Below are 5,054 nucleotides of genomic sequence, written 5' to 3'. Positions count from 1 at the left end.
AGCTAATATTTTAGCTAAAGTAGCGATCAAACTAGGTTTAGACCTAAGTGGAGTCAGTAGGGTGTCTTTGATAGCACCATTGAAAGTTCGTTTATGGGCTATTCAAGAATCCCCCGGCTTCTAGCCGTGGGGAGTATCAATTCTTCCCCTTTCCTTTAACAGCAGGGCTTCGCGATCTGCTGGTAGCATTCGCGATCGCTATTTTTTCTCAGGTGAAAAAATTTAGACCCGGACTTCTTAGAGAAATCCGGGATCTGGTTTGCATTCAATTAAGGAATGGCTAGAGCGTGCCTTTTGGTGACTGAGCTTACACTACGCTTAATCCTTGAACCTTAATGATTAGGTCATCAAAGTCGTTGTCACCGCCGCCGGCTATATCTTCAAAGCCGAAGACATTGTTACCCAACAACTGGATCTGGTTGCTGTTGGAAACGTTAGTGCCTATACTGGTGACAAATAGGTTACTAAAGTCAGGTCTCACTGAGTTGAGGTCACCATTTGCGACTAGGAATGGTAGCAACACATAGTCTAACAAGTTAAGACTAGAGTTGACTTCAAAGGTGCTGCTTAAATTGCTGGTTTCGTTATTGCCAACCCTACCAGTCAGCACTGCATTGTTACGCACAGCACCTAGATAGGCATCGCGATCGCCCAGTCCTATACTCCCACCAGTTAGTCTATCAACCACAGCCCCTGTAGTTCTTTCCGCCAAGTAGAAGCCCACTAGATTATCAAAAGCAGCTTCCCGGTACAAGGTAGCATCCACCTTAACAGTGATTTTGTCGCTAGGACTAGCAGGGGGGGTAAGGTTTCCCAGACTAATAGCTTCTAGTTGCTCACCGTTGACTTCAATCTTCTCAGTAAAGATTTGTACAGTCTCTGTATCTTCTGGTCTGCCCAGAACCGATGCAGCAATGTTCAATCCACCACCAGTCAGGGTAAAACCATTAGCTGTAACCTGACCAATATTTAAAGGGGTAATAGCATCAGTTCCCAGCTCGCGCAATTGGAACCTGGTCACATTACCATTTGCAGGGGAGACACTGATCAAGCCTGACTGGAGATCGTTAAGGATAGAACCAATACCATCAGGTAGGCCAGAAGCATCACCGAGAGTGGTGAGAATACTTTGAGTTTTACCGTCCGCAAACACAACCTCCAGCACCTGAGATGAGGGGCTTGCACCGGTGACAGAGAATCTAAAGACAGTATCAAAGGGTTGCTGTAGAGGTGTTCCGGTGTTGGGGTCGATGATAGTTACAGTATCTGGTTCACCTACAGGACCTTGGGGACCGGTTGGACCTTGGGGACCGGTTGGACCTTGGGGACCGGTTGGACCTGGTTGCCCATCTGGACCTTGGGGACCGGTGGGACCTTGTGCGCCTGGTTGTCCGTCTGGACCTTGGGGACCGGTGGGACCTTGTGCGCCTGGTTGTCCGTCTGGACCTTGGGGACCGGTGGGACCTTGGGGACCGGTGGGACCTGGTTGCCCATCTGGACCTTGGGGACCGGTGGGACCTGGTTGCCCATCTGGACCTTGGGGACCGGTGGGACCTTGTGGACCGGTGGGACCTGGTTGCCCATCTGGACCTTGGGGACCGGTGGGACCTGGTTGCCCATCTGGACCTTGGGGACCGGTGGGACCTTGGGGACCGGTAGGAGGTTGAGGAATCAGCAAGGTAGTGAAGAGAGCCGGTACTAGCTCGTTGTTTGCTCCATCCCGAGCAGCTGCCATTGGTACAAAAACATTCAATGTTCCTTCAAAGCCCGCTGCTGGTGTAACTACCAAGGTGTACTCAGTACCACTGACTGGTGTAAAGGTTCCCTTAGTACCGTTGGTGACTATAATATCCTCAGAGGTAAAGTCGCTGACTTGTTCACTGAAGGTGAAGGTATAAGTGATATCTCCTGTGGGAATGATTGCTATTACTGGCTTGTTAGCGGTGATAGTAACGGTAGGTAGTACGGTATCAACGTTAATAAACCGACTTCTTTGAGGGCTAACATTGCCATTCAAGTTCTGATAAACAAAGATACCTTCTTCACCATCAGTAAACCCTCGCACATCATCATCGGTAATAGCAATTGACCATGTGCCATCAGGCTGTACGGTAGCTTGTTTCCCAGGTCTCTGACTATTCGGCTCACTGTCAAACCTGACGATAATCTCTGCCCCTGGTGTACCAGTACCGGTGATGTTAAAACCATCCAGTTTTTCATCTCTGCTAACTTTGTCATCTCCCGCCACGGAGTTAATTACCGGGGCTACTGGTGCCAGCAATGAAGCCGCAGCGCTGGGATTCCCACTAATATTACCAATGGCGGCTCCATCGCGTACAGCAACTCTTAACCCTGTGTCACCGGGTGCATCACGGTTAACTACACTGGTGTTAACTACTAAGGTGTACTCAGCACCACTGACTGGTGTAAATGTTCCTTTAGTACCATTATTGACCGTGATATCATCAGTAGTAAAGCCCGTGACTGCTTCACTGAAGGTGAAGGTGTAGAGGACTGAAAACTGATAGTTAGGATCTCCACTGGGAAAGGCATTTACTGCTTGACTAGTGATGGTGACTGTAGGTAGACCAGTATCTCGCGCCACTGGAACAAAGGGATCAAAAATAACGCCGCGTGTTGGATCTGAGTCTCCTGTCTCCCGTGTGCTTTGAGCTGCACTAGTCCTGTCTTTTAAGAACAGAGTTGCCCCATCAAAGCGGCCATTACCATCTCGGTCTCGCAATATCGCCCCCACTTCGCCCTCAGCAGGGTTATTGTTGAACAGAAAGAAACTACCATCCTGGTCTTGCTTGGCTACACCAAAATAGTCAAGTGTGCCAGGGGGGCGTTCCGCAAAGTCAACTTCTATCTGCACTATCTCAGTAGGGAAGACATCCCCAACCACACCATTAATTAGGGGTCGAACTGTAAATGACAACGGTGGTACATATAACTGGGCGCCCGGAATATCAGCCCGTACCCGCCCAAGAATACCATCAATATCCGCTGTTTGTCGCTGCTCTTCAATAAGTAACCCCTCATTCCGCCCTGGCTGTAGCAAAGATATTGTATCGTTATCCAGAATAGTTCCCGTAGCAGTAGCAGTGGTAATGGTGGCATTAGTAGCCTCCGATAAGCTCACCGTAAAGGTTTCATTTGGTTCTGCTACCGTGTCACCTTGGACATTGACTGTAATTACTTGAGATATTACGCCTGGTGCAAAGGTAACTGTACCTGATGGGAATGCTCCACCTGGAAAGTCTGCGGCGTTAGCAGGGTTGTTACCTGTACCTGTCACCTCCCAGCGTGCACTACTTGTACCTGTGTTTTCCCCTGTGCGGGTAACTGTGAAGGTGAATGGGGTAGTATCTGAGTTACCTTCTGGTTGTACTGCATTAGTGGGGGCGATCGCTAGGCTGGGGGGAGTTGTCTCATCTACATCTGTAACTGTAATGGTGACATTAGTAGCAGTGGAGATATTCCCCGCCCCGTCTGTAGCGGTAATTCCCAGAGTAAAACTGTTGGGTAAGGTTTCAAAGTCGTTGGCGGCAGCGGCTACACCTGCTGCTGTCAGGGTGATTACCCCACTGTTGTTAATGGTGAAGAAACCAGCTTCGTTTCCACTGACGATACTGTAAGCTGTAACAGCTACGTCATCAGTAGCAGTAACGGTTCCTACTTGGTAATTTACCGCTTGGTTTTCTGGGTAGGTGAAGGTTTGACTGGGGGTGATAACAGGGGCGCTTTCATCTACAATAGTCAACCGTCCATCTATTAACTGTGCTGCAACAGTGTCTTGACCCGATGCGATTTTGCCAACTCTTCCTTCCACCAGGTCTAAGATAATCTGTTGTGCTGTAGTCCCTGCTGGTACCTGAAAAGTTAATTCGGCAATGGTGATGCTATCTGCGGTGATGGTTTGGGTTCCAGAAATGTCTACTATAACAGTGCCTGACTGGATATTCTCTAGTAAAGTAAACCCTTGTGGTAACTCCCCACGGTTGACCCCAGTTAAAGTAATGGCGCTGTTGTAATTGATTGTAAAGTTGATGGAGTCAACTCCAGTAGCACCATTGAGAGTTACAGGGACTGTGATTGTTTCCCCTGGGTTACTGGTTAAATCATTTGCAATAGAAATAGAGAAGTCATCATTGAGAATTGTCCCAGTAGCGGTAGCTGTGCTAATGGTGGCGTTAGTAGCATCTGACAAAGTAACCCTAAAGGTTTCATCTAGTTCTACTACCGTGTCACCACTGACATTGACTGTAATTACTTGAGATGTTTCCCCACCTCCAAAGGTGACCGTACCTGTGGGGAGAGTTCCGCCAAAGTCGGCGGCGTTAGCACCTGTACCTGTTACCGCCCAGTTAGCACTACTTGTACGTGTGGTATCTCCACTACGGGTAACGGTGAAGGTGAAAGCTGTTAGTCCTTCGTTACCTTCAGCCCTTGTTACATTAGTGGGGGCGATCGCTAGGCTGGGGGGAGGTAGCTCTTCTACATCTGTAACTGTAATGGTGACATCAGTAGCAGTGGAGATATTCCCCGCCCCGTCTGTAGCGGTAATTCCCAGGGTGAAACTGTTTGGTAAGGTTTCAAAGTCGTTGGCTGCAGCGGCTACACCTGCTGCTGTTAGGGTAATTACCCCGCTGTTGTTAATGGTGAAGAATCCATTGTCGTTACCACTGACGATACTGTAACCTGTGACGGCTATGTTATCAGTAGCAGCAACGGTTCCGACTTGGTAATCTGCTGCTTGGTTTTCTGGGTAGGTGAAGGTTTGACCAGGGGTGATAAGGGGAGGTAGATCGGCAGCAACCGTAATGGGTAGACTTTCTAAGGTGTAACCTGTCGCTGTCTCTGCTGAAGTCACCTTGATTTGAGTCCCATCAAAGTTCTCAGTAGTAGTAAATTTGAAGTCCCCTAATTTTAACGGTAGGGTTTGGTTAGGCCAGTTACCGAAAAAGTCAAGATAGGCAAATTGGATATACCGATCGCTTTGGGGGTCGTTGTCAAAGTCGTTATTATCAGCTTGGTCGACTACCGGAGAGAAT

General features: G+C 48.7%; 1 protein-coding gene. It reads right to left on the bottom strand.

Features of this window, described 5'->3' with window-relative positions:
- Nucleotides 1–307: 307 nt before the first annotated feature.
- Nucleotides 308–5,054: Ig-like domain-containing protein (locus tag NWP21_RS02400; RefSeq protein ID WP_280791469.1), on the bottom strand; the 4,747-nt coding region annotated here is incomplete at its 5' end.

The organism is Anabaenopsis sp. FSS-46, from assembly GCF_029891665.1.
GTDB classification, from domain to species: Bacteria; Cyanobacteriota; Cyanobacteriia; order Cyanobacteriales; family Nostocaceae; genus Anabaenopsis; species Anabaenopsis arnoldii.
The sequence above is the reverse complement of the archived record's forward strand: the minus strand, read 5'-3'. Positions and strand labels throughout refer to the sequence as shown.